This window comes from Mesorhizobium carmichaelinearum (genome assembly GCF_900199455.1).
Lineage (GTDB): Bacteria > Pseudomonadota > Alphaproteobacteria > Rhizobiales > Rhizobiaceae > Mesorhizobium > Mesorhizobium carmichaelinearum.
The window spans coordinates 286220-310371 of sequence record NZ_FZQR01000010.1 but is presented as its reverse complement, the minus strand read 5'-3'; the positions used below and the strand labels follow the sequence as shown (position 1 = coordinate 310371).

Below are 24152 nucleotides of genomic sequence, written 5' to 3'. Positions count from 1 at the left end.
GGCGGCGTTCCCCTCCCCCTCGAGGGGAGGGTCCGGCCGCAGGCCGGGGGTGGGGTCCTCTCCGAAACGCGCCGACTCAAAGAAACGTCGCGCCCGGTCGCACCGACCCCACCCGGCCCTGCGGGCCACCCTCCCCTCGAGGGGGAGGGAAAGGTCGTGCCGATCCTCTTCTACCGCTCGCTGCTGCTCGCCGCAGATGTCGCGCCCATCGACACCCTTTTTGAAGCGCTGGAGCAGCGCGGCGTGACGCCGGTCCCCATCTTCGTCTCCAGCCTGAAAGACCCGGCATCCCTGGCCTTCGTCGAAACCGCGCTGGCCTTCCTGAAACCCGCCGCCATCATCGCCGCGACCGCATTCGCCTCCGGCGCGGAACCGGGCGTAGAAACCCTGTTCGACCGCGCCGGCGTGCCCGTCTTCCAGGTCATCGTCGCCACCACCCGTCGCGACGTCTGGGAAAACAACCAGCGCGGCCTGGCGCCGGCCGACCTCGCCATGCATGTCGTGCTGCCAGAACTGGACGGCCGCATCCTCGCCGGCGCCATCTCCTTCAAGGGTGAAAGCGATGTCGATCCCGCACTTGGCCACCGCGCCTTCGCCAACCGGCCGGAGCCGGATCGCGTGGCGCAGGTGGCCGACCGTGTGGCCGCCTTCATCAAGTTGCAGGAGACTCCGCGCGCCGAGCGCAAGCTGGCTATTCTGATCCCGGATTACCCAAGTGCGCCTGGCAGGACTGGCTATGCGGTCGGCCTTGATGTCCCGTCGAGTGTGCTCGCCATGCTACATGACCTCAGCGAACAGGGTTATGTGGTTGAGGGGATTCCGCAATCGCCGCGTGCGCTGCTGGGTTTGCTGGAAGCCAGCGATACTGGATTGACCTTGGACAACTATATTGCCCTCTCGACAGAGTTGCCGACTGCGGCAGTCGCTGCGGTCGAAGGCGCTTGGGGCAAGGCAGAAGACGAGACAGGGTTGTGCGAGGCGCCCCCCTCTGTCCTGCCGGACATCTCCCCCACAAGGGGGGAGATTGAGCTGTCATCTGCGCTTTCGCCAATCTCAAACGTTGCAGGAAGGGTGCCGGCGACGAAACTGCCAATCTCCCCCCTTGTGGGGGGTGAGGAGTGGTCCGCGCAGCGGACGGAAAGCCAATTGCTTGGCTTTCCGAGCGACGAACGCCCGGAGCGACAGCGAAGGGCCGGGTCCGGCAGGACAGAGGGGGGCGCCTCGCGCAAACCTTCGCTATCAAGCAAAAAGTGCTTCCCCTTCCGCGCCACCACCTTCGGCAACATCACCGTGGCGCTGGCCCCCGATCGCGGCCGCTCGGCCGATCGCCGCGCCGACTACCACGATCCGACATTGCCGCCGCACCATGCCCTGCTCGCCTTCGGTCTCTGGCTGCGCAAATCGCTCGGCATCCACGCCCTGATCCATGTCGGCGCCCACGGCACGCTGGAATGGCTGCCGGGCAAGACCGTTGCCCTGTCGCAAAACTGCTTCCCCGAGATCGTTACCGGTCCCCTACCCGTCATCTATCCCTTCATCGTCTCCAATCCCGGCGAGGCCGCGCAGGCCAAGCGGCGCATCGCCGCCGTCACCCTCGGCCACTTGCCGCCGCCGCTGACCGGCGCCGGACTGGACGAAGACCAGCACAAGCTCGAGCGCCTGGTCGACGAATACGCCCAGGCCGACGGCCTCGACCGCCGCCGCCGCGACCGCCTGGCCAAGCTGATCGTCGATACGGCGCAAAAGACCGGCCTCGCCGCCGAAGCCGGTGTCGCCAGGACCGACGCGCCCGACGAGGCGCTGCGCCGTATCGACGCCTGGCTTTGCGACCTCAAGGATTTCGCCATCAAGGATGGCCTGCACATCTATGGCCGTGCGGCTGAAGACGAACCCGACGCCATGCGCCGCCAAAGTGCGGAGGCCGAGAAGGCGGCGCTGCTCGCCGCGCTCGACGGCCGCCACGTCAAGGCCGGTCCGGCCGGCGCACCGGCGCGTGGCCGTTCCGACGTACTGCCCACCGGCCGCAATTTGTTCACATCAGACCCGCGTACCATGCCGACACCGACCGCCTATGATCTGGGCAAAGCGGCGGCGGAAGAAGTCGTGCGCGGCTACATGCAGTCGCATGGCGACTGGCCGCGCTCGCTGGTCATCGACCTTTGGGGCTCGGCCTCACTGCGCACCGGCGGCGAAGAGATCGCGCAAGGCCTGGCGCTGATGGGCTGCCGGCCGCAATGGGACACTGCCACCGGCCGCATCACCGGCATCGAGGTGTTGCCGCCTGCGGCACTCGGGAGGCCACGCGTCGACGTCACCTGGCGCATATCGGGCCTGTTCCGTGACATGTTCCCAACCCAGATCGCGCTGATCGACGCCGCCGCCAATGCCGTTGCCGCGCGTGATGAAGAAGATTCGGAAAACCCGCTCGCGGCCAGGACCCGCGCCGACGGCAAGATCACCCCACGCATTTTCGGCACCTCGCCTGGCACTTACGGCGCCGGCGTCGAGGATTTGTTGTCCAGTGGCGACTGGGGCGCGCGCGAAGAAATCGGCCGCGCCTATCTCGACGCCACCTCGCACGCTTATGGCGGCTCCGGCGGCGAAGGCATCTCCGCGCCCGGCGCGTTCGAAACCCGCATCGCCGAGGCCGATCTTCTGGTCCACACCGGCGACGACCCCGGCCGCGATATTCTTGAAGGCTCCGCCGACGTTGCTTTTATCGGCGGCTTTTCGGCAGCACTTGCGGCGCTGGGCCGGAACGCCGACGTCATCGTGCTGGACACGACAGACCCGCAAAAACCGAAGCCGCGCTCGGTCAGCGAGGCCGTGTCGCGGGTGGTGCGCGCCCGCGCCGTCAATCCCCGCTTCATATCAGGCCAGATGCGGCACGGCCCGCGCGGCGCCTCCGAATTCGCCGAGACGGTCGACCGGCTGGTCGGTTTCGCCGAAACCACCCACGCCATTTCAGGCACGCTGATCGAGGCCGTGCACGACGCCTATGTCGGCGATCCCGAGGTCCGCGCCTTCATCCTGCGCGAAAACCCGGCTGCGGCGAAAGTCATCGCCGAACGCTTCCTGTCAGCGCGCCGGCGCGGCCTCTGGCATCCCTTGCGCAATTCCATCGATGACGATCTCGCCGCGCTGATTGCCGAGGCCGAGGCGCTGGGAGTGGCGGCATGAACGCCTTCACACGTCGCGGCGCCTGCCCGGCTTTGTCGGCGCCGATGCTGACGGGTGATGGGCTGCTGGTGCGGCTTAACCCGGTTGCCGGAGGATTGTCGCCGAAGCTGTTGATCGGGTTGGCCGAATCCGCTCTGCGGCATGGCAACGGCATCATGGAAGTGACGGCGCGTGGAAGCTTGCAGATACGTGGGCTGACGGCCGAAAGTGCTGCGCTACTTGCAGCCGAGGTCGATGCGTTGGGCATTGCGGTGCGGACTGGGGTGCCGGTCGAGACAGGGCCGTTGGCCGGCATCGACCCGCAGGAGATTAGCGATCCCCGGCCGCTGGCTGAGCGGATCAGGGTGGCGGTCGAGGACGCTGGGCTGACGCAGCGGCTTGGGCCGAAGGTTTCGGTGGTTGTCGACGGCAGTGGGCAGCTGACAATGGATGCGGTGACGGCCGATGTGCGGCTGAAGGCGGTGCAGAGCGACGAAGGCGTTCTGTGGACTGTATCTATCGCTGTTGACGGCCAAAGCCCGAAACTGCTTGCGACGGTTGAGGACGATGCAGCGCGCGATATCGCTGTCGCTGCTCTCCGAATGGTTGCCGAGAAGGGCCGCGACGCCCATGCGCGTGATTTGTCCGAGAGGCAACTGGCGTCTCTCGCCGGTTGGCTATGTTTGACAGGTTCGCGCGAGGCGCCCCCCTCTGTCCTGCCGGACATCTCCCCCACAAGGGGGGAGATTGCTCATTCACGCTCGCCTTCGCCAATTTCCAACGCCGAAACGGCTGAGCACACCTCCGCCTTGGCAAGAACAGCGCCGGCGTCGAAGCTGCCAATCTCCCCCCTAGTGGGGGGTGAGGAGTGGTCCGCGCAGCGGACGGAAAGCCAATTGCTTGGCTTTCCGAGCGACGAACGCCCGGAGCGGCAGCGAAGGGCCGGGTCCGGCAGGACAGAGGGGGGCGCCGTAGGGCACCCTCGCCGGCCAATTGGCTTCTTCACCGTAAGCCGCGGTATCGCCCTCGGCATCGGTCTCCCCTACGGCAGCATGCCGGCGGACAAAATCATCAGCCTCGCAAAAAGCGCCCTCACCCTCGGAACCACCGAAATCCGTCTCGCCCCGGGCCGTGTCTTGCTCTTCCTCGGTCAACCGGCAACCGCTAACGAACTCCTCCAAGCCACCGCCGCCACTCTCGGCTTCGTCACCTCCCCCACCGACCCACGCACGCGCATCGCCGCTTGCCCCGGCACGCCAGCCTGCGCGTCCGGACACATCGCCACCCGCGACATCGCAGAGACGATCGCCGAAAACGCCGACATCCTCGACTTCACCCTGCACATTTCCGGCTGCGCCAAGGGCTGCGCGCATCCCGGTCCGGCGGCTCTCACAATCGTCGGCGGCGAAAATGGAGCCGGACTTGTCGTGAACGCGACGGCAAAGGCCCTTCCTGCGGGCTACAGGCCGGGCTATGACGCCGCGCGCGGCTTCAGTCGCGTCGCCGCAGTGATCCGCAGCGCACGATTTCAGGGCGAGACCGCCGCCGCTTGCCTGACAAGGCTCGGGCCGGCAGCAATCGCCGAGACCTACCAACAGGAATAAGCATGGCCGCCTACGACTACATCCACGACGGCACGGCGATCTACGAGCGCTCCTTCGCCATCATCCGCGCCGAGGCCGACCTCTCGCGCTTTTCGGAAGCCGAGGCCGATGTGGCCATCCGCATGATCCATGCCTGCGGCCAGGTCGAAGCATCAAGCCATTTCGTTTTCTCGCCTGATTTCGTCACCGCCGCGCGCAAGGCCCTTGCCGCCGGCGCGCCGATCTTCTGTGACGCGGAAATGGTCTCGCATGGCGTCACCCGCGCCCGCCTGCCGGCCGGCAACGAGGTGATCTGCACGCTGCGCGACCCGCGCACGCATGACATCGCCAAGGCGATCGGCAACACCCGCTCGGCCGCCGCGATCGACCTGTGGGGCGAGCGCATGGCCGGTTCGGTCGTCGCTATAGGCAATGCGCCGACCGCGCTGTTCTATCTCCTGGAGAAGCTGCGTGACGGCGCGCCGAAGCCGGCGGCCATTATCGGCATGCCGGTCGGCTTCGTCGGCGCCGCCGAATCCAAGGATGCGCTGGCCGAGAATTCCTATGGCGTGCCCTATGCCATTGTCCGCGGCCGGCTTGGCGGCAGCGCCATGACCGCCGCCGCGCTCAATTCGCTGGCGAGGCCCGGCCTGTGAACGCGCTTCCAAAAGGCCGTCTCGTCGGCGTCGGCACCGGTCCCGGCGACCCCGAATTGTTGACGCTGAAGGCTGCGCGCGCCTTGGCCGAGGCCGATGTCGTCGCCTATTTCGCCAAGCGCGGCAACAACAGCAATGCGCGTGCCATCGTCGAGGCGCGCTTCCGGCCGGACATGCTGGAGCTGCCGTTGCTCTATCCCGTCACCACCGAGATCGACAAGGAACACGACGATTACCGCTCGCAGATCACCGGTTTCTACGAGGAGTCGGCCGAAAAGGTCGCCGAACACCTCGAAGCCGGCAGGGTGGTTGCCGTGTTGTCCGAAGGCGACCCGCTGTTCTACGGATCCTACATGCATCTGCATGTGCGCCTTGCCCATCGCTTCCCCACGGAAGTCATTCCCGGCGTCACCGCCATGTCCGGCTGCTGGTCGCAGACCGGTGTGCCGATCGTCCAGGGCGATGACGTGCTGACGGTGCTGCCCGGCACGATGAGCGAGTTCGAGCTGACGCGTCGCCTCGCTGACACCGACGCCGCCGTCATCATGAAGGTCGGCCGCAACCTGCCCAAGATCCGGCGCGCGCTGGAAGCCACCGGCAAGCTGACGCGCGCCGTCTATGTCGAGCGTGGCACCATGGCCGGCAGCGTCTCGATGAAGCTTGCCGACAAACAGGACGACAAGGCGCCCTATTTCGCCATCATATTGGTCGCCGGCTGGTCCGGCCGGCCCGGCGCACTGGGAGCACAGGCATGAGCGGCCGTCTCACCGTCATCGGCCTCGGGCCCGGCAATGCCGATCAGGTCACGCCTGAAGCCAGCCGCGCCGTTGCCGAGGCAAAATTCTTCTATGGCTACAAGCCCTATCTCGACCGGCTGGAGCTGCGCACGGACCAGACCCGTGTCGCCTCCGACAATCGCGAGGAGCTCGCCCGCTCCAAGGATGCCTTGACCAAGGCCGCCGAGGGCTATGACGTCGCCGTGGTTTCCGGTGGCGATCCCGGCGTCTTCGCCATGGCGGCCGCCGTCTGCGAGGCGATCGAGGCCGGCCCGGCCGAGTGGCGCACGGTCGATGTCGCCGTCGTGCCTGGCATCACCGCAATGCTCGCCGTTGCCGCCCGTATCGGCGCCCCGCTCGGCCATGATTTCTGCGCCATTTCGCTGTCCGACAATCTGAAGCCGTGGGATCTGATCGAACTGCGCCTCCTCGCGGCAGCCGGCGCCGGCTTCGTCATCGCGCTCTACAACCCAATCAGCAAGGCCCGCCCCTGGCAGTTGGGCCGCGCCTTCGAGTGCCTTACCGCGATCCTGCCCGGCACCACGCCGGTCATCTTCGGCCGCGCCGCCGGCCGTCCCGACGAACGCATCGAGGTCTATCTGCTGGCCGATGTCGACGCGCAGAAGGCCGACATGGCGACCTGCATCATCATCGGCTCGCCGGAAACCCGCATCATCAAGCGTGGCGACAGACCGGCGCTGGTCTACACGCCGCGCTCGGCAGCGGGTTCGACAAAATGATCGACCATTGCGGCCAGCTCATCAACGGTTTCAGCCGAAGGCACGTCCGGCAGATCAGGCCTGCGGACCATGACCACCTCGATGCCAAGCGCTCGTGCCGCGGCGATCTTGCCGTAGGTCGCGGCGCCGCCACTGTTCTTGGACACGACGACATCGATGCGATGGTTTTCCAGCAGCATGCGTTCGTCGTCCTGCCGAAACGGGCCGCGCGACAGCAGATAGTCAGCATCGGGCACGGCCAGCTTCGGCTCGACCGGATCGACGCTGCGGATGAGATAGTGGTGTTGGGGCGCCGCCTCGAACGCAGCGACCTCTTGCCGTCCCAGCGCCAGGAAGACGCGGCGCGGCACCGCTCCAAGCGCTTGCACGGCCTCGCCGACAGTGTCGGCTTCAGTCCAGCGGTCGCCTTCGACAGGCTCCCAGCCCGGGCGGCGCAGGGCGACAATCGGCGCGCCGGCCATGCGTGCCGCTTGCGCGGCATTGGCCGAGATCCGCGCCGCATAGGGATGCGTGGCGTCGACCAGCAGGTCGATCCGCATGTCATTGAGATAGGCCGCCAGCCCGCCAGCACCACCAAAGCCGCCGACCCTTGTCGGCACGTTCTGGGCGATCGGGTTTTCGGTGCGACCGGCCAGCGACAGCGTAACCGAGCAATCGGCGCGCGCGGCCAGTTTCCCGGCCAGTTGCCGGGCTTCCGTGGTGCCGCCAAGGATCAGAATGCGGTGGGTCATCATGCCTGCTGAGGGTCCGCGCGGCGCCAGGCCGAAATGGCTGACGGTGATTGGCATCGGCGAGGACGGTTTAGCGGGTCTCGGCGACGAGGCCAAGCAGCGGATTAGCAGAGCCGAATTCATCTTCGGCGGCAAGCGGCATCTGGCCCTTGTCGCGTCCTTCGCCAAGGGCGAGCCGCAGCCCTGGCCGGTGCCTTTCGATGCCGGGATGGCCGACGTGCTGGCGCTTGCCGGCAGAAACGTCTGCGTGCTCGCTTCCGGCGATCCGTTTTTCCACGGCGTCGGCGCGACGCTCGCCCGTAAGGTCAAGCCGCAGGAGATGCACGTCATTCCCGCGCCGTCAGCCATTTCGCTGGCGGCCGCACGGCTTGGCTGGGCGCTGCAGGATATCGAGACGGTCTCGCTGCATGGCTGGCCGCTCGACCTGATCCGGCCGCTGCTGCAGCCCAACGCGCGTATATTGGCGCTGACATCCGATGCCGAAGCACCCCCGGCAATCGCCCGGCTGCTCACCGAACTCGACTTCGGCGCCTCTCAGCTGACGGTCCTGGAGGCGCTGGGCGGGTCGAAGGAAACGCTGCGCTCAGCCCGTGCCGATGCCTTCGATTTCGAAAACATCAATCCGCTCAACGTGTTGGCGGTCGAAGTTGAATCCGGCCCAGATGCGCGTGTTCTGCCATTGGCGTTCGGCCTTGCCGATCATCTCTTCGACCATGACGGCCAGATCACCAAACGCGAAATCCGCGCCATCACCCTTTCGGCGCTGGCGCCGAGGCGTGGCGAATTGCTGTGGGACATCGGCGCCGGCTCCGGCTCCATCGGCATCGAATGGATGCTCGCCCACCCCCTGATGCGCACGATTGCCATCGAGGCCGACCCGAGCCGCGCCGCCCGCATCCACCGCAACGCCGCCGCCTGTGGCGTTCCCGGACTGGTGGTGGTGGAAGGCAGCGCCCCAAAGGCACTTGCCGGGCTGAACACGCCGGATGCGATCTTCATCGGCGGTGGCGGCAGCGACACCGGGGTGTTGAAGGTCGCCATCAAGGCACTGCGCCCTGGTGGCCGCTTGGTCGCCAATGCGGTGACGCTGGAGATGGAAGCCCTGCTTCTCGCTCAGCACATAAAACTGGGCGGCGATCTTACCCGGATAAACATTTCGCGCGCCTCGCCGGTCGGCTCAATGCAGGCCTTGCGGCCTGCCATGCCGGTCACCCAATGGAGCTGGGTGAAGCCATGATCGTCGCGGGCATCGGCAGCCGAAAAGGCGTTGGCGTTGAAGACGTACTTGCCGCGATAGAGACCGCGCTCGAGGCGCATGGGCTGGCAATGACGGCGCTTTCCGCATTGGCGACGACCGAGTTCAAGCGAAACGAAGAAGCCATTTTCGCTGCCGGCCGTGAACTCAACCTCCCAGTGATAGTGGTGGATATCGCTGGATCCGAACCGTCGCTCCCCCTCACCCAGCCTCCGCTTCGCTCGGCTGACCTCTCCCCGAGGGGAGAGGAGATTGCCAGCGGCGCCGCCAGTCTCTTCTCCCCGACGGGGGTCCGAAGGACGGGCGAGGCCAGTGACTCGCCCCGGCACAGGTGGCCCGAAGGGCCGGATGAGGGGGCCGCCTCGCGCAACCTCGGCACGCCCTCGGTTTCCGAAGCGTCGGCGCTCGCCGTTGCCGGCACCGGTGCAAAACTGCTCGGCCCCCGAATTGTGCTTGGCCCGGTCACCTGCGCCATCGCCATCAGCGGAGACGCGCCATGACTGTTCATTTCATCGGCGCTGGTCCAGGTGCCGCCGACCTCATCACGCTGCGCGGCGCGAAGCTCCTGGCAAGCTGTCCGGTCTGCCTGCATGCCGGCTCGATCGTTGCGCCCGAATTGCTGCAGCATTGCGCGCCGGGCACGAAACTTATCGACACCGCGCCGATGTCGCTCGACGAGATCGAGGCGGCCTATGTCGCGGCCCACAAGGCAGGCCACGATGTCGCCCGCCTGCATTCCGGCGACCTGTCGGTGTGGAGCGCGGTGGCCGAGCAGATCCGCCGGCTGGAAAAGCATGGCATCCCCTACACGCTGACGCCAGGCGTGCCCTCCTTCGCCGCTGCCGCAGCCGCACTGCGCCGCGAACTGACCATCCCCGAAGTCGCGCAAAGCCTGGTGCTGACCCGTGTCTCCGGCCGCGCGTCAAAAATGCCGCCCGGCGAAACGCTGGCTGGCTTCGGCCGCACCGGCGCCACGCTTGCCATCCATCTTGCCATCCACGCCATCGACCGCGTCGTCGCAGAGCTGACGCCGCATTATGGCGGCGATTGCCCGGTGGCGATCGTCTTCCGCGCCTCCTGGCCGGATGAGCGGGTGCTGACCGGTACACTGGAAACGATCGAGGCACAGCTTGCCGCCGATCCGATGGAGCGCACGGCGATCATCTTCGTCGGCCGCTCGCTGGCGGCGGAAGGTTTTGGCGAGAGTTCATTGTACGACGCCCACTACCAACGGCGTTTTCGCGGACGGGACAGATTGTGAGCGGCAGCACCAAAACCAAAGGCGAAAACGCCACGCTCGAACAGGCGCTTGCCCGGCTGAACTTCAAGCCGCGCCCGCTGGAGCCGGGCCATGTCTGGCTGGCCGGCGCCGGCCCCGGCGACCCCGGCTGCCTGACGCTGGAAGTGCTGGCGGCTTTGGCCGAGGCGGATGCGCTGGTCTATGACGCGCTGGTTTCACCGGATGTGGTTGCGGTTGCCGCAAATGCCGAGCTTTTCTTCGCCGGCAAGCGCGGCGGAAAACCCTCGATGAAGCAGGACGACATCACCGCTCTGCTGGTGCGGCTGGCGTGTGAAGGCCGCCGCGTCGTCAGGCTGAAGGGCGGCGACCCCTATATTTTCGGCCGTGGCGGCGAAGAAGCTTTGGCTCTCGCGCGCGAAAACATCCCGTTTCGCGTGCTGCCGGGCCTGACATCGGGGCTCAGCGCGCTAGCCGCCACCGGCATTCCGGCCACCATGCGCGGCATCAACAAGGCGGTGATCCTGGCGACCGGCCATGCTGCCGGCACCGATGACGACATCGACTGGGCGGCGATCGCTCGCACCGGCCAGCCAGTCGTCGTCTATATGGGCATGGCCAATCTGCCGCTGATCGCAGCCGCCCTGCTCGACGGCGGGTTGGCGCCATCGACGCCGGCGGCGGTGATTGTCGCCGCCACCACGCCGCAGGAGCGAACCGTCGTCGCCACGCTCGCAACCATCGCCGAGGAAGCGGCCGCCGCAGGGCTGACCTCGCCGGCGCTGATCGTCGTCGGCGGCATCGTCGCCATGCGCGCGGCATTGACGGGGCAAGCATGACCGCCCGCGCCATCATCATCGGCGCGCCGCGCTCCGGCTCGGGCAAAACCAGCGTCACCATCGGCATCTTGCGCGCGCTCACCCGGCGCGGCCTGAAAGTGCGCGGCGCCAAATCCGGCCCCGACTATATCGACCCCGGTTTCCACACCGCCGCCACCGGCCTGTCCGGCGTCAATCTCGACAGCTGGGCGATGCCGCCGTCGCTGCTCAATGCACTCGCCGCGCAACAGGCCGACGACACTGATTTCGTCATCCTCGAAAGCGCCATGGGCCTGTTCGACGGCATTCCGGCCGCGCCGGGCCGTACCGGCTCGGCGGCCGACCTCGCTCGACTCTACGGCCTGCCGGTATTGCTGGTGCTCGACGTGTCCGGACAATCGACCACGGCGGCGGCCGTCGCCAAGGGATTTGCCACTTACGATCCGGATGTGCGCATGGCCGGCGTCGTGCTCAACCGGCTGGGCAGCGAGCGCCACCGCCGCCTGTCCGGCGACGCCATCGAGGCGATCGGCCTGCCCGTCGTCGGCGCCATCTTGCGCGACCCCACGCTCAATTTGCCCGAGCGCCATCTCGGTCTTGTCCAGGCCGGCGAGTATGATGACCTCATGGCGCATCTCGACCGGCTGGCCGACATGGCGGAGAAATCGCTCGACCTAGATGCCGTGATGGCGCTGGCAACGCCCCTCACCCCGGCGGCCGGCGACTTCGCCGACGCGCTGCAGCCGCCGGGCCAACGCATCGCGCTGGCCGAGGATGCCGCCTTCACCTTCCTCTATCCGCATGTCGCCGCGTACTGGCGCAAGGCCGGCGCGGAAATCGTCCCGTTCTCGCCGCTCGCCGATGAGGCGCCCGACGACAGCTGTGATGTCTGCTGGCTGCCCGGCGGCTATCCCGAGCTTCACGCCGGCAAGCTTGCCGCCGCCGAGACCTTCAAAGCCGGCATGTCAAGATTTGCGGCGACGAAGCCGATCCATGGCGAGTGCGGCGGCTTCATGGTGCTTGGTGAAGCGCTGGAGGATGCCGCCGGTGAGACGCATCGCATGCTCGGCCTGCTCGGCCACGCCACCAGCTTCGCCAAGCGCAAGATGAACCTCGGCTATCGCGAGGCGCGGCTGCGCGCCGATTGCCCGCTGGGCGCGCAAGGCGCGCTGATCCGTGGCCACGAGTTCCACTATGCGCAGATGACGGCCACCGGCAATGACGAGCCTTTGGCCGACCTCGCCGACGGCCAGGGCAATCCGATCGGCGCCTCCGGCTACCGGCGCGGCCCTGTCAGCGGCACCTTCTTCCATGCGATAGCGAGGGCCCGCGCGTGAAGCTCCCGAATTTGACCCTGTCGCCCCGGCAAATCCTCGACGACATCGCGCTTTGCCTGGTTTTCTTCACCCGCCTGCCCCTGCCCGACCTCGACTTTCGCGGCCGCAGCCTCGCCGCAGCGATTTGGGCCGCGCCCATTGCCGGCCTCGTCGTCGGCCTGATCGGCGCCATCGTCTTTGCCACGGCGGAACGGTTTGGGCTTGCCATGGGGCCAGCGGCGGCACTTGCCCTTGTCGCAACCGTGCTCACCACCGGCTGCCTGCACGAGGATGGACTGTCCGATGTCGCGGACGGCTTTGGCGGCGGCAAGTCGCGCGGCCGCAAACTCGACATCATGCGCGACAGCCGCATTGGCGCCTACGGTGCCATGGCGCTGGCCCTGTCGCTGCTCATCCGCTGGAATGTGCTTTCGGAACTGGTGGATCCCACTCAGGCGCTCTTTGCCCTTGTTGCCGCGCATGCGGCCTCGCGTGGCGTGCTGGGCGCCTTCATGCACCTCTTGCCCCCGGCGCGTTCCGACGGCCTCTCGGCCGGCGCCGGCACCGTCTCGCTGGAAACCGCAATTGCCGGCGCGGTGCTTGGCGCGATCCCGCTTCTCCTGCTCGGGATCGGCGGTGCGATCGCTGCGCTCATCCTGCTTGGCCTGCTGTTTGCCGCTTTCCACGCCCTTTGCCTCAACCAGATCGGTGGCCAGACCGGTGACACGATCGGCGCCTTGCAGCAGGTCAGCGAAATCGCGGTGCTTCTCGTCGCTTCCGTCGCCCTTTCCTGATTCCCTTCGACTTAATTCCTTCCGGAGACCTTGCCCCCATGCCCTTCAAATCCCTCGATGAATTGCGTGCCGCCTGCCTCGATCTGCCTGCCGGCAGCGATGCCGCGGCAAAGGCCGTTGCCAGCCGCCAGGACACGCTGACCAAGCCGCAAGGCAGCCTCGGCCGGCTGGAGACCATCGCCGCCTGGCTGGCGCGCTGGCAGGGCCGCGACATGCCCAGGCTCGACCGGGTGAAAGTATTCGTCTTCGCCGGCAACCATGGCGTCACCGCGCAAGGCGTATCGGCCTTCCCGTCGGAGGTCACCGTGCAGATGGTGGCGAATTTCGCCGGCGGCGGCGCCGCCATCAACCAGCTCGCCCGCATCGCCGGCGCCGAGCTCGATGTCATCCCGCTCGATCTCGACCATCCCACCGGCGACTTCACGCAGGTGCCGGCGATGGACGAGAAGGCCTTCCTTGCCGCGGTTTCGGCAGGCTATGACGCCGTGACTGATGATCTCGACCTGGTCTGCTTCGGCGAAATGGGCATCGGTAACACCACGCCGGCGGCCGCCATTTCAGCGGCGCTGTTCGGCGGCGGGGCGCAAAAATGGACCGGGCGTGGCACCGGCGTCGACGATGCCGGCCTGAAGCGCAAGGTGGTCGCCATCGAAGCAGGCCTCAAGCGCCATGCCGCCGCCCTTGCAGACCCGCTGGGCGTTGCCGCTTCACTCGGCGGCCGCGAACTCGCCGCCATCTTCGGTGCCACGCTGGCCGCCCGTCATCTCGGCATTCCCGTGCTGCTCGACGGCTTCGTCTGCACAGCTGCCGCCGCGCCGCTGGCAAGGCTGCATCCGACAGGCCTCTCTCACACCATCGCGGCCCATGTCTCGGCAGAATCGGGCCATCGCGGCCTGCTCGAAGCCCTCGGCCTGCCACCCCTGCTCGATCTCGGCATGCGGCTTGGCGAAGGCTCCGGCGCCTGCCTCGCCGTCAACATCGTCCGCTCGGCGCTGGAGTGCCATGCAAGGATGGCAAGCTTTGCCGAGGCGGGGGTGTCGGAGAAATGATCGCGGAGGGCGTCTTCCAATGCGGATTCCCTGACGCCTATGACCCCGATCCATTTAAGTAAGGGGGCTGTGACGGACGACTCCAGGCACCTTCCGGTGTTGCCAATACTGTAGTTGTCGTCCAAATTTTGCGCGCGCTCGATTTAGCTAGCCGTGCCCGAAACTTTCTAAATGGTTGTCGGGCAGCATAGAGGGCACACTGTACAGTCAACCAGAATTGCTTGTTCAAGTCCCCGTATGTGCTTATAGGTCAGCGCATACGCGGGGGGATAACAATTATGCGGGCTGGAGCAGTTCGATCGTCGGATCTCGACGAATTTGTGCGACAGTGCGACAGTCGAAACGGGATCCAACATCCGGATTGCGCGCCGTACATTAGCGACTTCCGAATTGAATTCGAGACCGTTGTTGATCAAACGCTCGATCCTTTTTCCGAGGCCTATGTCGCGCAACAGATCGCTCTCTATGAAGAACTGTCCGGCCGACGCTTCGACCAGGAGACAGGCGAGCAGTTTCCAGTTGGCGTGGCCGAGCGGATCGACACAGCGAACCCGTACGGCCATAGACACACTGCCTTTCTCGCAAAGCATTCGCGTGCCGTGCTGTCAGCCTTGATGGCTGCCAATGTGCCACCGGCTCCCAAGATCCTGGACATGGGTAGCGGTTGGGGTTTGAGTTCCGAAATCCTGGCCTTCTGCGGGGCCGAGGTAACCGCAGTCGATATCAATCCCGACTTCATTGAGCTGAACCGGAAACGGGCCGAGCGACGTGGCTTGCCAATAACAGCGATCCGCTCGACCTTTGACGAACTGGAGACCGGCGATCGTTTTGACGCGGCGCTGTTTTACGAATGCCTCCACCACGCGGTTCGCCCTTGGGCGGCACTCGAACGCGTCGGCCGTTTTCTGAAACCCGGAGGAAAGATCGCTTTCGCGGGCGAGCCCATCAACGACAATTGGAAGCATTGGGGCATGCGTACCGACGCGCTGTCCATCTACTGCATTCGCAAGTTCGGATGGTTCGAGAGCGGTTGGTCGATGGCGTTCCTCTATTCTGCATTCGACCGCGCTGGCTTTCGCCTCGCCATCGCCCAAGGCGTCGGCATCGACAACGGGCCGATAGGCGTGGCAGTCCGGAAGGACGAGCCGGATCAGCACGATTTCACGATCGCCCTGCCGTACATGACGGCGCTCAGCCAGCTTCACGCGAGCTTGGCGCAAACACCATCAGAGCCGCGCCGACCAGCGGCAATGCTGGGGTCATTGCGGCGGCTTGTCGGATCGTGGCTTTAACCAAAGTCTTAGAGACGAGGTTGAGCCCATTATTCGGACCGCTTCTGAAGTGGTGGACAAGGCCGTTCGTAGAGAAAGAACTCAACGCCCTGGATGACGAAGAATGCCGGGCAATCCTGACGCCTCGCGCCGCCGTTCCGGTGTGCGTCGCTGTTGACGCGAATCCGACCGTTGCAGGTGCACACACTGCATCTGCCTCATGGTGAGCCGGCCTCAGGCAGGCTCATTTTCTCGCCCTGTTTCAGGGTCTTTCCACCAAGTCTTTGAAGAATTTGGTGGGTGCGCACAGGATTGAACTGTGGACCCGCTGATTAAGAGTCAGCTGCTCTACCAACTGAGCTACGCACCCACTCGGCCGGCAAAAACCGGCGTTGGCGGGCATATAGCCGCCACCATCGGTCATGTCTAGCCCTGCCGGAATCATTTCCCGACAAATCGCTTAAGTGCCGCAGATGGTCACACGAACAGTCTGCCTTCCGCCACCTTCACCGCATGGCCGCCAATGCGCGCGGCGGCCAGTTTTCCGCCTTGCACAGTCAGTTCGAGGCGGATGCGTGACGGCCGGCCCATCTCCAGCCCCTGTTCGATCCACAGCTGTGAAATGCCATCCGTCGGGCCGTCGAAATGCATGATGGCGCCGGCGAAGGCGGCCGCCGCCGAACCCGTCGCCGGGTCTTCATAGGAAGGTGTGCCGGGCACGATCATGCGGACATGGAACGCGCTTTCGTGGTTCACCGTCTCGCGGCAATAGACATAGGGACTGGCGAAGGCCCAGTCGCTCTTGCGCGGCGCCAGTTCCGACCACGCCTGGTTGTCCAGCCGGATACGGCCCGCCGCTTCGAGATTGGTGACCGGAATCGTCACATAGGGCACGCCCGCCGACCAGAAGGCGACGCGGTGATTCTCGAAACCGATCTCATGCGGCGCCAGGCCGAGGGCGGCACCGATCGCCTGCGGGTCGGCGGACAGTTCCAGCGGCTCCGGCAATTTGGCGAGATCGAACTCGGCGAAGGTGGCGCCATCATGCGTGCTGACGGCGCAGCGCACCGGGCCGATGTTTTCTTCCAGCACGAAGATGCCGGCGCTGCCCTCGCCGGAGAGTTCCGCGAGCGCGATTGCCGAACCCACCGTTGGATGGCCGGCGAACGGCATTTCATAGTCGGGCGTGAAGATGCGGATGCGGTTTTTATGCTTGGGATTGTCCGGGGGCAGCACAAAGACCGATTCGGACAGGTTGAATTCGCGCGCGATGGCCTGCATCGCGACCGTGTCCAGACCTTTGCAATCCAACACCACCGCCAGCGGGTTGCCGGCCAGTCGCTCGGTCGTAAACACATCGTAAAGTAAGTAATTCCGGGTTTGCATTCCTGCCTCAATCCCAACATGGGCGAAATTTAATTTGATATTCGGACCATCAAGCCTGATCTGTGAACAGATAGGGACATTGCGCATCATAGGGGTCCAGCGTGGACCAGATTGTCAATCTGCCAAAGACGGAATCGGATTCCGCCATCGAGACGGCGCTTGGGCTCGATAAAAAGGGGCGAAGCAAGTCGCGCCGGCGTGGCTGGCTCTATGCGTTGCTGACCCTGCTCGTGCTTGCCGCCGGTCTTGGCCTCTACCAATGGTATGCGGGCACGCCCGCCAAGATTGATTACACCACCGTGCCGGCCGCCAAGGCCGACCTCACCGTCCAGGTGTCGGCGACGGGCACGCTGCAGCCGCTCACCCAGGTCGACATTTCCAGCCAGCTTTCCGGCATCATACGCTCGGTCTCGGTCAACGAGAACCAGCAGGTGAAGAAGGGCGACGTGCTGGCCGCCCTCGACACCGCCAAGCTGCAGGTGCAGATCGAGCGCGCCGAGGCGTCCGCAAAAGGCGCGGCGGCCAATGTCGAGGATGCCACGGTGACGCTGGCCGAGAACGAAAGCGCGCTGGTGCGCGCGGCGGCCTTGACCAAGCGCGGCATGGCGACCGACCAGTCGCTCGAAGCGGCAACCGCGACGCGCGATCGCGCCAAAGCGGCACTCGACAGTGCTCAGGCCAATCTCGCCATCGCCAATGCCGATCTGAAATCGCAGCAGACCGACCTTGCCAACAGCACCATCTACGCGCCGATCGACGGCATCGTGCTGACGCGCTCGGTCGACCCCGGCCAAACGGTCGCCTCCTCGCTGCAGGCGCCGGTGCTGTTCATTATCGCCGCGGATTTGCGGAACATGGAACTGGTGGCGGCGGTCGACGAGGCCGACATCGGCGCGGTCAAGTCCGGCCAGCATGCCCGCTTCACCGTCGATGCCTTTCCGGATCGGCCGTTCGATGCCGAAATCCGCGACATCTCCTACGCCTCGGTCACCACGGACGGCGTCGTCACCTACAATGCGCGGCTCGAGGTCGACAACAACGAACTGTTGCTACGCCCCGGCATGACCGCCACCGTTTCTGTCGTCACGAGGGAAGCCAAGGGCGTGCTCACCGTGCCGGCCAGCGCCTTCCGCTATCGCCCGGCGCAGCAGGCGGCCCGTGGCTGGAGCCTGAGCGACCTGTTCACCGGCCGCATGGGCCGTCCCGGCGGCAATCGTCAGCGCCAGGCCGCGACCGCCCCCACCGATGGCTCGCGCACGCTCTATGTGCTGGAGAACGGCCGGCCGCATCCGGTCAACGTCAAGATCGGCTCGACCGATGGCGAACTGACCGAGATCACCTCCGGCCTGGAGGAAGGCGCGCAGGTCATCACCGCCTCGCAGCCGCGGAGCTGATTCCGTGGCCGCGGGCGCGCCCCTCATCACCTTCGAAAAGGTCTGGAAGAGTTATGGCCAGGGTGAGGCCCGCGTGCACGCACTGGCCGGCGTCGACCTTGCCATCAAACGCGGCGAGTTCGTCGCCATCATGGGTCCGTCCGGTTCCGGCAAATCGACGGCGATGAACATCATCGGCTGCCTCGACACGCCGACGGCCGGAACCTATTCCTTCATGGGCGTCGATGCTGGCCGGCTCGACCGCAACCGCCGCGCCATGCTGCGCAACCTCTATGTCGGCTTCGTCTTCCAGGGGTATAATCTCCTGGCGCGCACCACGGCGGCCGAGAATGTCGAACTGCCGCTGATCTATCGCGGTGTGGCCAACCGCGAGCGCCGCGACCTTGCCATGCAGGCGCTGGCGCAGGTCGGCCTTGTCGGGCGCGAGCATCACACGCCGGCCGAACTCTCCGGCGGCCAGCAGCAGCGCGTAGCGATCGCGCGCGCCATCGTCACCAGGCCGACGCTGCTCGTTGCCGACGAACCGACCGGCAATCTCGACACCGCCCGCACACATGAGATCATGGAGCTGCTGACAAAGCTCAACAAGGAGCTCGGCCTGACCGTCACCATGGTCACGCACGAGGCAGACGTCGCCGAATATGCCGAACGCACCATCCGCTTCCTCGATGGCCATGTCGCATCCGATTCCATGAACATGGAGACGGCATAACCATGATCTGGGAAACCGTCCGCCTCTCGCTGCGCTCCATCCGCCGCAATGTGCTGCGCTCGTTCCTGACCCTGCTTGGCATCGTCATCGGCGTCGCCGCCGTCATTGCCATGCTGACCATCGGCTCCGGCACCACGCAAAAGGTCAAGGCCGACATTTCCAAGCTCGGCAGCAACCTGCTGGTCGTCCGCTCTGGCCGCCCGGCCAGTCCCGGCGGCCCGGGCGGGCTTGACCAAGTGGTGCGGCCGCTGGCCGAAAAGGATCTTGCGGCACTGGTCGCGCATCTGACCGGCGCACGTGCCATCTCGCCGGCCTCGCAGAAGCAGGTGCGCGTGATCTTCGGCACAGAAAGCCTGACATCGGGCGTCACCGGCACCGACAGCGCCTATCTCGATGCGCGCGACTGGAAGCTGGTGTCGGGCCGGCCGTTCAGCGATTCCGAAACCCGCTCGGGCACCGGCGTCTGCCTGATCGGCGAGACCGTGCACCAGCAATTCTTCGGCGCCGGCGACCCCGAGGGTGAGATCATCCGCGTCAACCGCACCTCCTGCAAGATCATCGGCCTGCTCGAGCCCAAGGGTTATACCGGCTTCGGCCAGGACCAGGACAATGTCGTCTTGATGCCGCTGCACGCCTACCAGCGCCGCATCGCCGGCAACCGCGACATCGACAACATCTATATCGCCGCAGACGACAGCACGCCGACCAGCGAGTTGCAGCCGCGCGTCGAGGATATTTTGCGCGATGCGCGCCGCATGACGCCCGATCGCGAGAGCGATTTCGCCATCCGCGACATGACCCAGATCGCCGATGCCATGGCCAGCGCCACCACCACCATGACCGGCATGCTCGGTGCGGTCGCCGGCGTCAGCCTTCTGGTCGGCGGCATCGGCATCATGAACATCATGCTGGTCTCGGTCACCGAGCGCACCCGCGAGATCGGCATCAGGCTCGCCATCGGCGCGCATGAAAAGCACATCCTGATCCAGTTCCTGGTCGAGGCGACGGTGCTGTCGCTGCTCGGCGGCATCATCGGCATTCTGATCGGCCTGGGGCTGGCCGGCCTCGCCGCGGCGACGCTGACGATACCCTTCGCGCCAAGCCCGGCAGTCATTCTGCTCGCCGTCGGCTTCTCGGCGCTGATCGGCATGGTGTTCGGCTTCTTCCCGGCGCTGCGCGGCGCAAGGCTCGATCCGATCGACGCGTTGCGGCACGAATAGGCTCGCGGCGGGATCGACCGTCAGGTTTCTTGTGACGGCGCAACTCTGCGTGCCGCGCCAAAACCGAACGGCCAGCCAAGATTCACGGCAAGCCCCGCCAGCAGGATCAGGATCAGCCCGGCGCCCTGCATGGCGCTTATCGAGCGGCCGAATACGAAAAAGTCCGTGAGCAAGGCGGCAACCGGATTGAGGAACGACCCGGCCGCGATGATCGTGATCGGCAGCCTGGGATAGGACGAATAGAGCAAGATATACACGACGCCGGTGTGGATGACGCCAAGGCCGACAAGCCAGCCCCACATGCCGTTGCCACCGCCTTGAAGTGCGGCCAGATCGACGAAGGGCGCAAACACGACGATGCCGATCAGACAGTGAATGGCGCTGAGGACGCTCGGCTTCACCGATTTGACGGCTCGCGTGGTCAAGGTGGTGGCGGCATAGAACAGCGACGCGACCAGCGCCAGGCCGACGCCGACAAGCCAGTCGTGATCCGCCCGCATGACGCCGAGTTTCGGCATGATCGTCAGGACGAGGCCAAGAAAGGCGACGCAGATCCACCCCAGTTTGTGCCGTGACAGCCCCTCCTTGAGCAGCAACGCCCCTGCCAGCACGATCCAGAATGGCTGCAGGTGATAGATGATCGTTGCAAACCCGATCGACGTCAGTTTGAAGGCCTGGAACAGCGCCACCCAGTTCAGCACGAGGCAAAGGCCGCTGACGAGTATGAGCAGCCACAGTGCCCTGTCCGTGATGAAGAGGCTCTTCCATCCCTCCCGCAGGCAGGTCCATCCGATGAGGGCTATCGCACCGAACACACAGCGAAAAAAGATGACGTTGAGCGTTGGTTGGCCTGACTCAATGGAAAAGAGACCGGCTGTGCCAGATATGGCCATACCGGTGGAGAGCATGAGTGCCGCTCGCGCCAGCCCCGGTCTAACTTGCATTTTTGTTTCCACTCTTTGCGGAATCCATTCCGACGGGCCTCGTTCGCACATCAATTCCGGGCAGTCGACTTCAGAAAGAGCCACTTGCAGAATGCCACTCGACCAGTCGCCAGATATGCGCGATGAAGAATCCGTTCCGTCGAGGCTGAAGCAAGGACAGTGAGATGAGTCGCAAAGCCCGCCTATTGATCGTGTTCGTGGTCATCGAGGCCGCCCTTGCAGGCATCTGGTGGTATCTCGCCCGTTACGGCATGGCCAATCCCGATCGCGTCACCGCAGATTTCCAGGCGGTCGTTGGCCAGACCATGGGAATGGCCATGGGTGGGTTGCTGGGCATCGGCTTTATCCTGTTCTTCGTCGCTGCCCGCAATGATCGCAAGGCGGCGCAGGACAAGGCGCTCCGTTAATCCTTGCTCGCAAAATGCCACTCGACCAGTGGCTTCATGTGCGGTGACAGTCCCTCCGGCAGGTCGGCGGCATGGCGGATGATCACCGGCCCTTCGATTTCCGGATCGGCCTCGGTGGCGACGAAGGCTGAGATTCGCCGTGCGATCTCATCGGCCGGTGCTGGCTCATGATAGCGGCGGAAGATCACCGTGCCGCTGTTCGTCGACAAAGCGTGGTAGCGTTCGCCCCGTTGGGCATCCGACAGGTCGAGGCCGGTCTCTTCGCGCACCTCGCGGATCATGTTGAAATCGACATCGACCAGACCGTCGCGGAAATCGACGGGCTCGAAGGAGCCCGCGGCGAAATAGACGCGGCCGGCATTGACCGTTCGCGGTCCCATGCGGATCGCCACCAGCGCATTGTCGCCCGCCACCAGCATGGCATGGGCATAGGCGTGCTCTGCGCCGGAATTCTCGCGCCGCTTCCGCCAGAGCATGAAGGTGGAGTAGTTGACCGCATGACAGCGGCCAATCAGGCGATTGTCACGCCAGGCAAGCTGTGAAAGCAGCACCACGGTGCCGTCGAACAGCGCCGGATTGGCTGCGATCTCCTGCTGCCAGTTCTCGGTGATCGCCTCTGCATTGTTGTGGGCGAAAGGGTGCGGGCCGGGATCGAGCCGGACGTCGACGGCATCGACAGGCAAGATGACATTGCGCGGCAGGTCGAAGCTCATGCGTATCAAACCCCAATCCTGCTTATCGAGCCCCAGTCTTGCCTATCGAGCCATGTCCAGCGTGATAACCACCGGGCAATGGTCCGACGCTTTCGGCCGGTCCCAGCCGGCGCGCGGAAAACGCTCGACTTCCTGGCCCGCCGGAAAGATCGTGCGCCAGGGCTGGCCTTTGCGGATGATGTCGGGAACGGCGGCAGCATTCCTCGCCGCCAGCCCTTTGGACAGCAGGATATAGTCGAGCTGGCAGAGATGCCGCTCTTCAGGCCCGCGTGTGTGATAGAAGGTCCAGCGGTTCATTTCCGGCCGCCGCTCGACCACGTTCTCGCAGAAGCCGCCAGCCGTCAGCACGTTGATGCAGGACTGGTTCTCATCGACCACCTCGAAACGATAGCCGTCGACGTCGTCGCCGGCGATCTTCACGCGTTGGCGGTAATCGTTCATGTCGCCGCAGATCGCCCAGCGCTTGTCGGCGGCATGATCCGCACCGAAACGCTCCTCGATGATCCGGCGCACGGCTAGCGCCTCGGCGATGCGCACCGGCATCGTCGCCTCGCGCCCATCGAGCCCGTTGCGTGGCGAGCCCATCGACTTGAAATGCACGAGATAAAGCGTCAGCGGCACGCCGCCGACGGTGAGGTCGACTTCCAGGCAGTCGCGCCGGAAAATGCGTTCATTGGCCTGGTTGCCGAGCGCCGCCAGTTCCGGCGTGTGCAGCCCGAACTGCTCGTAGGTGACGTAGGCGTGGCTGGTCATGCGCACGAATTCGATCGGCTGGCCCTGCGCGGTTTCGTTGCGCATCATCACGGCGACGTCGATGCCGCGCGAATCATTGCCGGACGTGGTGTATTTCTGCCGGTAGCCCTGCCCCACCATCTTGAACAGATAGCCATATTCGAAGGCCTTCAACGCCTCGATATTGTCGACCTCCTGCATGCAGATGATGTCGGCCCGGGTGGCGGCGATGGCCAGCGCCGTCAGCTGGCGCGTGTCGTCGGATTGGGCGATGGCGCGGGCCTGCTCCAGCATCTTGTATTCGGCCTCGCTCTGGATATCGAAGAGCGCCAGCGTCCGGTCCTCGTTGAGCTGGTTGCGATAGCCGGAAAAATCGAACCTGTTCATCAGGTTCTCGACATTGAAGGTGGCAAGGCGCAGCGACATGCCCCGACCTTTGCCTGCAAGTGCTGGAGAAAACAAGATCGCAGGACCACAAGCCAAGATCGACTGGTCCTGGAGGCATTCGCGCCATGGTTGACGGAACCTTTCCGTTCATCCGCCGTTCAGACGCAAAGATCCACAGTAGGCCCATTCCCAGGGTAGGCGTGGGGCCTGTATCTCTTGGAGAGTGCAATGAATTCGCTCTTTTCTTCCACCCTCAAGTCCGGGCTGATTGCGCTCGGCATTGTTTCCGGCATCACGGCACCATCCGCCGCCGGACCGATCCTGCAGCCGGACCTGTCGATTCCGACCAGCACTGCGGCGCCGACGATCACTCCGGTTCGCGAGGAATGGGCCGGCGGCAACAACCGGGAGTTCAACAACGACTGGAGATGGCGCCGTCATGACGGCGGTCGCAATTGGAACCGCGGCAATTGGGACCGTGGCAACTGGAACCGCGGCAATTGGGACCGTGGCAACTGGAACGGCGGAGACGACTGGCGCTGGCGCCATGGCCGCCGTCACTATCACGGCGGCTATGATGATGGCGCAGCCGCAATCCTGGGCCTTGGCCTGGGGCTCGGGCTTGGCAGCATGTACAACAACTACAACAGCTACGACTACTATGCGCCACCGCCGCGCCGCTACTATCGCGCCGGGCGGCTTTCCAACGCCCATGTGCAGTGGTGCTATAGCCGGTACCGGTCGTATCGGGCCTGGGACAACACGTTCCAGCCCTATGGCGGCCCGCGCCAGCAATGCTGGTCGCCCTATAGCTGAGCTGTAGGCAAGAACGAACAAGGTAAAATGAAAACGGCGCCTCGCGGCGCCGTTTT

General features: G+C 65.3%; 23 protein-coding genes and 1 tRNA gene. 18 read left to right on the top strand and 6 right to left on the bottom strand.

What is annotated here, in order from left to right; genetic code table 11:
• From CKW40_RS44665 to CKW40_RS23800, 5 genes are all read left to right on the top strand, one after another.
• Nucleotides 1–3180, top strand: a 3180-nt coding sequence (locus tag CKW40_RS44665; RefSeq protein WP_244571261.1) for a cobaltochelatase subunit CobN, incomplete at its 5' end; no start/stop codon positions are given.
• Nucleotides 3177–4763 (top strand): precorrin-3B synthase, encoded by a 1587-nt coding sequence (gene cobG / locus CKW40_RS23815; RefSeq protein ID WP_095202281.1) that lies wholly within the window; start codon nucleotides 3177–3179, stop codon nucleotides 4761–4763. The genes CKW40_RS44665 and cobG, both read left to right, overlap by 4 nt.
• A gap of 2 nt (nucleotides 4764–4765) precedes the next feature.
• Nucleotides 4766–5398: a precorrin-8X methylmutase gene (locus CKW40_RS23810; protein ID WP_095202280.1), complete on the top strand. Its 633-nt coding sequence runs from the start codon at nucleotides 4766–4768 to the stop codon at nucleotides 5396–5398.
• Nucleotides 5395–6153, top strand: a complete 759-nt coding sequence (locus tag CKW40_RS23805) for a precorrin-2 C(20)-methyltransferase (RefSeq protein WP_095202279.1) — start codon at nucleotides 5395–5397, stop codon at nucleotides 6151–6153. Before CKW40_RS23810 ends, CKW40_RS23805 begins: the two co-directional genes overlap by 4 nt.
• Complete coding sequence (locus CKW40_RS23800; RefSeq protein WP_095202278.1) at nucleotides 6150–6914, top strand: precorrin-3B C(17)-methyltransferase; 765 nt, start codon at nucleotides 6150–6152, stop codon at nucleotides 6912–6914. The genes CKW40_RS23805 and CKW40_RS23800 overlap by 4 nt, the downstream gene beginning before the upstream one ends.
• On the opposite strand, the gene CKW40_RS23795 is transcribed toward CKW40_RS23800, so the two are convergent.
• The gene (locus CKW40_RS23795; protein WP_095202308.1) at nucleotides 6878–7645 is read right to left on the bottom strand and encodes a cobalt-precorrin-6A reductase; all 768 of its coding nucleotides are present in this window, start codon (nucleotides 7643–7645) and stop codon (nucleotides 6878–6880) included. The two genes, CKW40_RS23800 and CKW40_RS23795, sit on opposite strands and share 37 nt — an antisense overlap.
• A 1-nt stretch (nucleotide 7646) precedes the next feature.
• Between CKW40_RS23795 and cbiE the strand changes: the two genes are divergently transcribed.
• The 8 genes from cbiE to CKW40_RS23750 all read left to right on the top strand — a co-directional run bounded on the left by cbiE (nucleotide 7647) and on the right by CKW40_RS23750 (nucleotide 15406).
• A complete protein-coding gene (gene cbiE / locus CKW40_RS23790; RefSeq protein ID WP_095202307.1) occupies nucleotides 7647–8882 on the top strand; it encodes a precorrin-6y C5,15-methyltransferase (decarboxylating) subunit CbiE in 1236 nt (411 codons plus the stop codon).
• Nucleotides 8879–9400 carry a cobalamin biosynthesis protein gene (locus CKW40_RS44660; protein ID WP_244571260.1) on the top strand — a complete coding sequence of 174 codons (522 nt, stop codon included), beginning with the start codon at nucleotides 8879–8881 and terminating at the stop codon, nucleotides 9398–9400. Before cbiE ends, CKW40_RS44660 begins: the two co-directional genes overlap by 4 nt.
• Nucleotides 9397–10161: a precorrin-4 C(11)-methyltransferase gene (gene cobM, locus CKW40_RS23775; protein ID WP_095202277.1), complete on the top strand. Its 765-nt coding sequence runs from the start codon at nucleotides 9397–9399 to the stop codon at nucleotides 10159–10161. The genes CKW40_RS44660 and cobM overlap by 4 nt, the downstream gene beginning before the upstream one ends.
• Nucleotides 10158–10976 (top strand): uroporphyrinogen-III C-methyltransferase, encoded by an 819-nt coding sequence (cobA, locus tag CKW40_RS23770; protein ID WP_095202276.1) that lies wholly within the window; start codon nucleotides 10158–10160, stop codon nucleotides 10974–10976. The genes cobM and cobA overlap by 4 nt, the downstream gene beginning before the upstream one ends.
• On the top strand, nucleotides 10973–12292 hold the full coding sequence (locus CKW40_RS23765; protein ID WP_095202275.1) for a cobyrinic acid a,c-diamide synthase CobB: 1320 nt from the start codon (nucleotides 10973–10975) through the stop codon (nucleotides 12290–12292). The genes cobA and CKW40_RS23765 overlap by 4 nt, the downstream gene beginning before the upstream one ends.
• Nucleotides 12289–13065, top strand: a complete 777-nt coding sequence (gene cobS / locus CKW40_RS23760) for an adenosylcobinamide-GDP ribazoletransferase (protein WP_095202274.1) — start codon at nucleotides 12289–12291, stop codon at nucleotides 13063–13065. Before CKW40_RS23765 ends, cobS begins: the two co-directional genes overlap by 4 nt.
• Nucleotides 13066–13103: 38 nt before the next feature.
• Nucleotides 13104–14114, top strand: coding sequence for a nicotinate-nucleotide--dimethylbenzimidazole phosphoribosyltransferase (gene cobT, locus CKW40_RS23755; protein ID WP_095202273.1), 1011 nt, complete (start codon nucleotides 13104–13106; stop codon nucleotides 14112–14114).
• A 278-nt stretch (nucleotides 14115–14392) separates the two neighbouring features.
• Nucleotides 14393–15406, top strand: coding sequence for a class I SAM-dependent methyltransferase (locus CKW40_RS23750; RefSeq protein ID WP_143748365.1), 1014 nt, complete (start codon nucleotides 14393–14395; stop codon nucleotides 15404–15406).
• Nucleotides 15407–15679: 273 nt separating this feature from the next.
• On the opposite strand, the gene CKW40_RS23745 is transcribed toward CKW40_RS23750, so the two are convergent.
• Together CKW40_RS23745 and CKW40_RS23740 are read right to left on the bottom strand one after the other, a co-directional pair.
• Nucleotides 15680–15755: transfer RNA gene (locus CKW40_RS23745), tRNA-Lys, on the bottom strand.
• Nucleotides 15756–15862: 107 nt separating this feature from the next.
• On the bottom strand, nucleotides 15863–16771 hold the full coding sequence (locus tag CKW40_RS23740) for a PhzF family phenazine biosynthesis protein (RefSeq protein WP_095202271.1): 909 nt from the start codon (nucleotides 16769–16771) through the stop codon (nucleotides 15863–15865).
• A gap of 101 nt (nucleotides 16772–16872) precedes the next feature.
• Here CKW40_RS23740 and CKW40_RS23735 point away from each other — a divergent pair, with 101 nt between their 5' ends.
• Genes CKW40_RS23735 through CKW40_RS23725 form a run of 3 tightly spaced genes read left to right on the top strand, consistent with a single transcriptional unit; the run spans nucleotide 16873 to nucleotide 20097 of the window.
• On the top strand, nucleotides 16873–18165 hold the full coding sequence (locus CKW40_RS23735; RefSeq protein WP_095202270.1) for an efflux RND transporter periplasmic adaptor subunit: 1293 nt from the start codon (nucleotides 16873–16875) through the stop codon (nucleotides 18163–18165).
• 4 nt (nucleotides 18166–18169) lie between these two features.
• On the top strand, nucleotides 18170–18877 hold the full coding sequence (locus tag CKW40_RS23730) for an ABC transporter ATP-binding protein (protein WP_095202269.1): 708 nt from the start codon (nucleotides 18170–18172) through the stop codon (nucleotides 18875–18877).
• A gap of 2 nt (nucleotides 18878–18879) precedes the next feature.
• Nucleotides 18880–20097 (top strand): ABC transporter permease, encoded by a 1218-nt coding sequence (locus CKW40_RS23725; protein ID WP_095202268.1) that lies wholly within the window; start codon nucleotides 18880–18882, stop codon nucleotides 20095–20097.
• A 20-nt stretch (nucleotides 20098–20117) separates the two neighbouring features.
• Here the strand turns inward: CKW40_RS23725 and CKW40_RS23720 are convergent, their stop codons facing one another.
• A complete protein-coding gene (locus tag CKW40_RS23720; protein WP_179298083.1) occupies nucleotides 20118–21041 on the bottom strand; it encodes a DMT family transporter in 924 nt (307 codons plus the stop codon).
• Between the two features lie 164 nt (nucleotides 21042–21205).
• Here CKW40_RS23720 and CKW40_RS23715 point away from each other — a divergent pair, with 164 nt between their 5' ends.
• A complete protein-coding gene (locus tag CKW40_RS23715; RefSeq protein ID WP_095202266.1) occupies nucleotides 21206–21448 on the top strand; it encodes a hypothetical protein in 243 nt (80 codons plus the stop codon).
• Here CKW40_RS23715 and CKW40_RS23710 read toward each other — a convergent pair.
• Both CKW40_RS23710 and CKW40_RS23705 read right to left on the bottom strand, forming a co-directional pair.
• Nucleotides 21445–22161 (bottom strand): hypothetical protein, encoded by a 717-nt coding sequence (locus CKW40_RS23710; RefSeq protein ID WP_095202265.1) that lies wholly within the window; start codon nucleotides 22159–22161, stop codon nucleotides 21445–21447. The two genes, CKW40_RS23715 and CKW40_RS23710, sit on opposite strands and share 4 nt — an antisense overlap.
• Before the next feature lie 42 nt (nucleotides 22162–22203).
• Nucleotides 22204–23319, bottom strand: a complete 1116-nt coding sequence (locus CKW40_RS23705) for an endonuclease/exonuclease/phosphatase family protein (RefSeq protein WP_095202264.1) — start codon at nucleotides 23317–23319, stop codon at nucleotides 22204–22206.
• A 189-nt stretch (nucleotides 23320–23508) separates the two neighbouring features.
• Here CKW40_RS23705 and CKW40_RS23700 point away from each other — a divergent pair, with 189 nt between their 5' ends.
• On the top strand, nucleotides 23509–24096 hold the full coding sequence (locus CKW40_RS23700; RefSeq protein ID WP_095202263.1) for a BA14K family protein: 588 nt from the start codon (nucleotides 23509–23511) through the stop codon (nucleotides 24094–24096).
• Nucleotides 24097–24152: the final 56 nt, after the last annotated feature.

Excerpts from the sequence above, each read along its gene's own strand:
- cobG (WP_095202281.1), top strand. The coding sequence starts at position 3,177 with ATGAACGCCTTCACACGTCGCGGCGCCTGCCCGGCTTTGTCGGCGCCG.
- CKW40_RS23810 (WP_095202280.1), top strand. The coding sequence starts at position 4,766 with ATGGCCGCCTACGACTACATCCACGACGGCACGGCGATCTACGAGCGC.
- CKW40_RS23800 (WP_095202278.1), top strand. The coding sequence starts at position 6,150 with ATGAGCGGCCGTCTCACCGTCATCGGCCTCGGGCCCGGCAATGCCGAT.
- CKW40_RS23795 (WP_095202308.1), bottom strand. The coding sequence starts at position 7,645 with ATGACCCACCGCATTCTGATCCTTGGCGGCACCACGGAAGCCCGGCAA.
- cbiE (WP_095202307.1), top strand. The coding sequence starts at position 7,647 with ATGCCTGCTGAGGGTCCGCGCGGCGCCAGGCCGAAATGGCTGACGGTG.
- CKW40_RS44660 (WP_244571260.1), top strand. The coding sequence starts at position 8,879 with ATGATCGTCGCGGGCATCGGCAGCCGAAAAGGCGTTGGCGTTGAAGAC.
- cobM (WP_095202277.1), top strand. The coding sequence starts at position 9,397 with ATGACTGTTCATTTCATCGGCGCTGGTCCAGGTGCCGCCGACCTCATC.
- CKW40_RS23765 (WP_095202275.1), top strand. The coding sequence starts at position 10,973 with ATGACCGCCCGCGCCATCATCATCGGCGCGCCGCGCTCCGGCTCGGGC.
- cobT (WP_095202273.1), top strand. The coding sequence starts at position 13,104 with ATGCCCTTCAAATCCCTCGATGAATTGCGTGCCGCCTGCCTCGATCTG.
- CKW40_RS23750 (WP_143748365.1), top strand. The coding sequence starts at position 14,393 with ATGCGGGCTGGAGCAGTTCGATCGTCGGATCTCGACGAATTTGTGCGA.
- CKW40_RS23740 (WP_095202271.1), bottom strand. The coding sequence starts at position 16,771 with ATGCAAACCCGGAATTACTTACTTTACGATGTGTTTACGACCGAGCGA.
- CKW40_RS23725 (WP_095202268.1), top strand. The coding sequence starts at position 18,880 with ATGATCTGGGAAACCGTCCGCCTCTCGCTGCGCTCCATCCGCCGCAAT.
- CKW40_RS23720 (WP_179298083.1), bottom strand. The coding sequence starts at position 21,041 with ATGCAAGTTAGACCGGGGCTGGCGCGAGCGGCACTCATGCTCTCCACC.
- CKW40_RS23715 (WP_095202266.1), top strand. The coding sequence starts at position 21,206 with ATGAGTCGCAAAGCCCGCCTATTGATCGTGTTCGTGGTCATCGAGGCC.
- CKW40_RS23710 (WP_095202265.1), bottom strand. The coding sequence starts at position 22,161 with ATGAGCTTCGACCTGCCGCGCAATGTCATCTTGCCTGTCGATGCCGTC.
- CKW40_RS23705 (WP_095202264.1), bottom strand. The coding sequence starts at position 23,319 with ATGTCGCTGCGCCTTGCCACCTTCAATGTCGAGAACCTGATGAACAGG.
- CKW40_RS23700 (WP_095202263.1), top strand. The coding sequence starts at position 23,509 with ATGAATTCGCTCTTTTCTTCCACCCTCAAGTCCGGGCTGATTGCGCTC.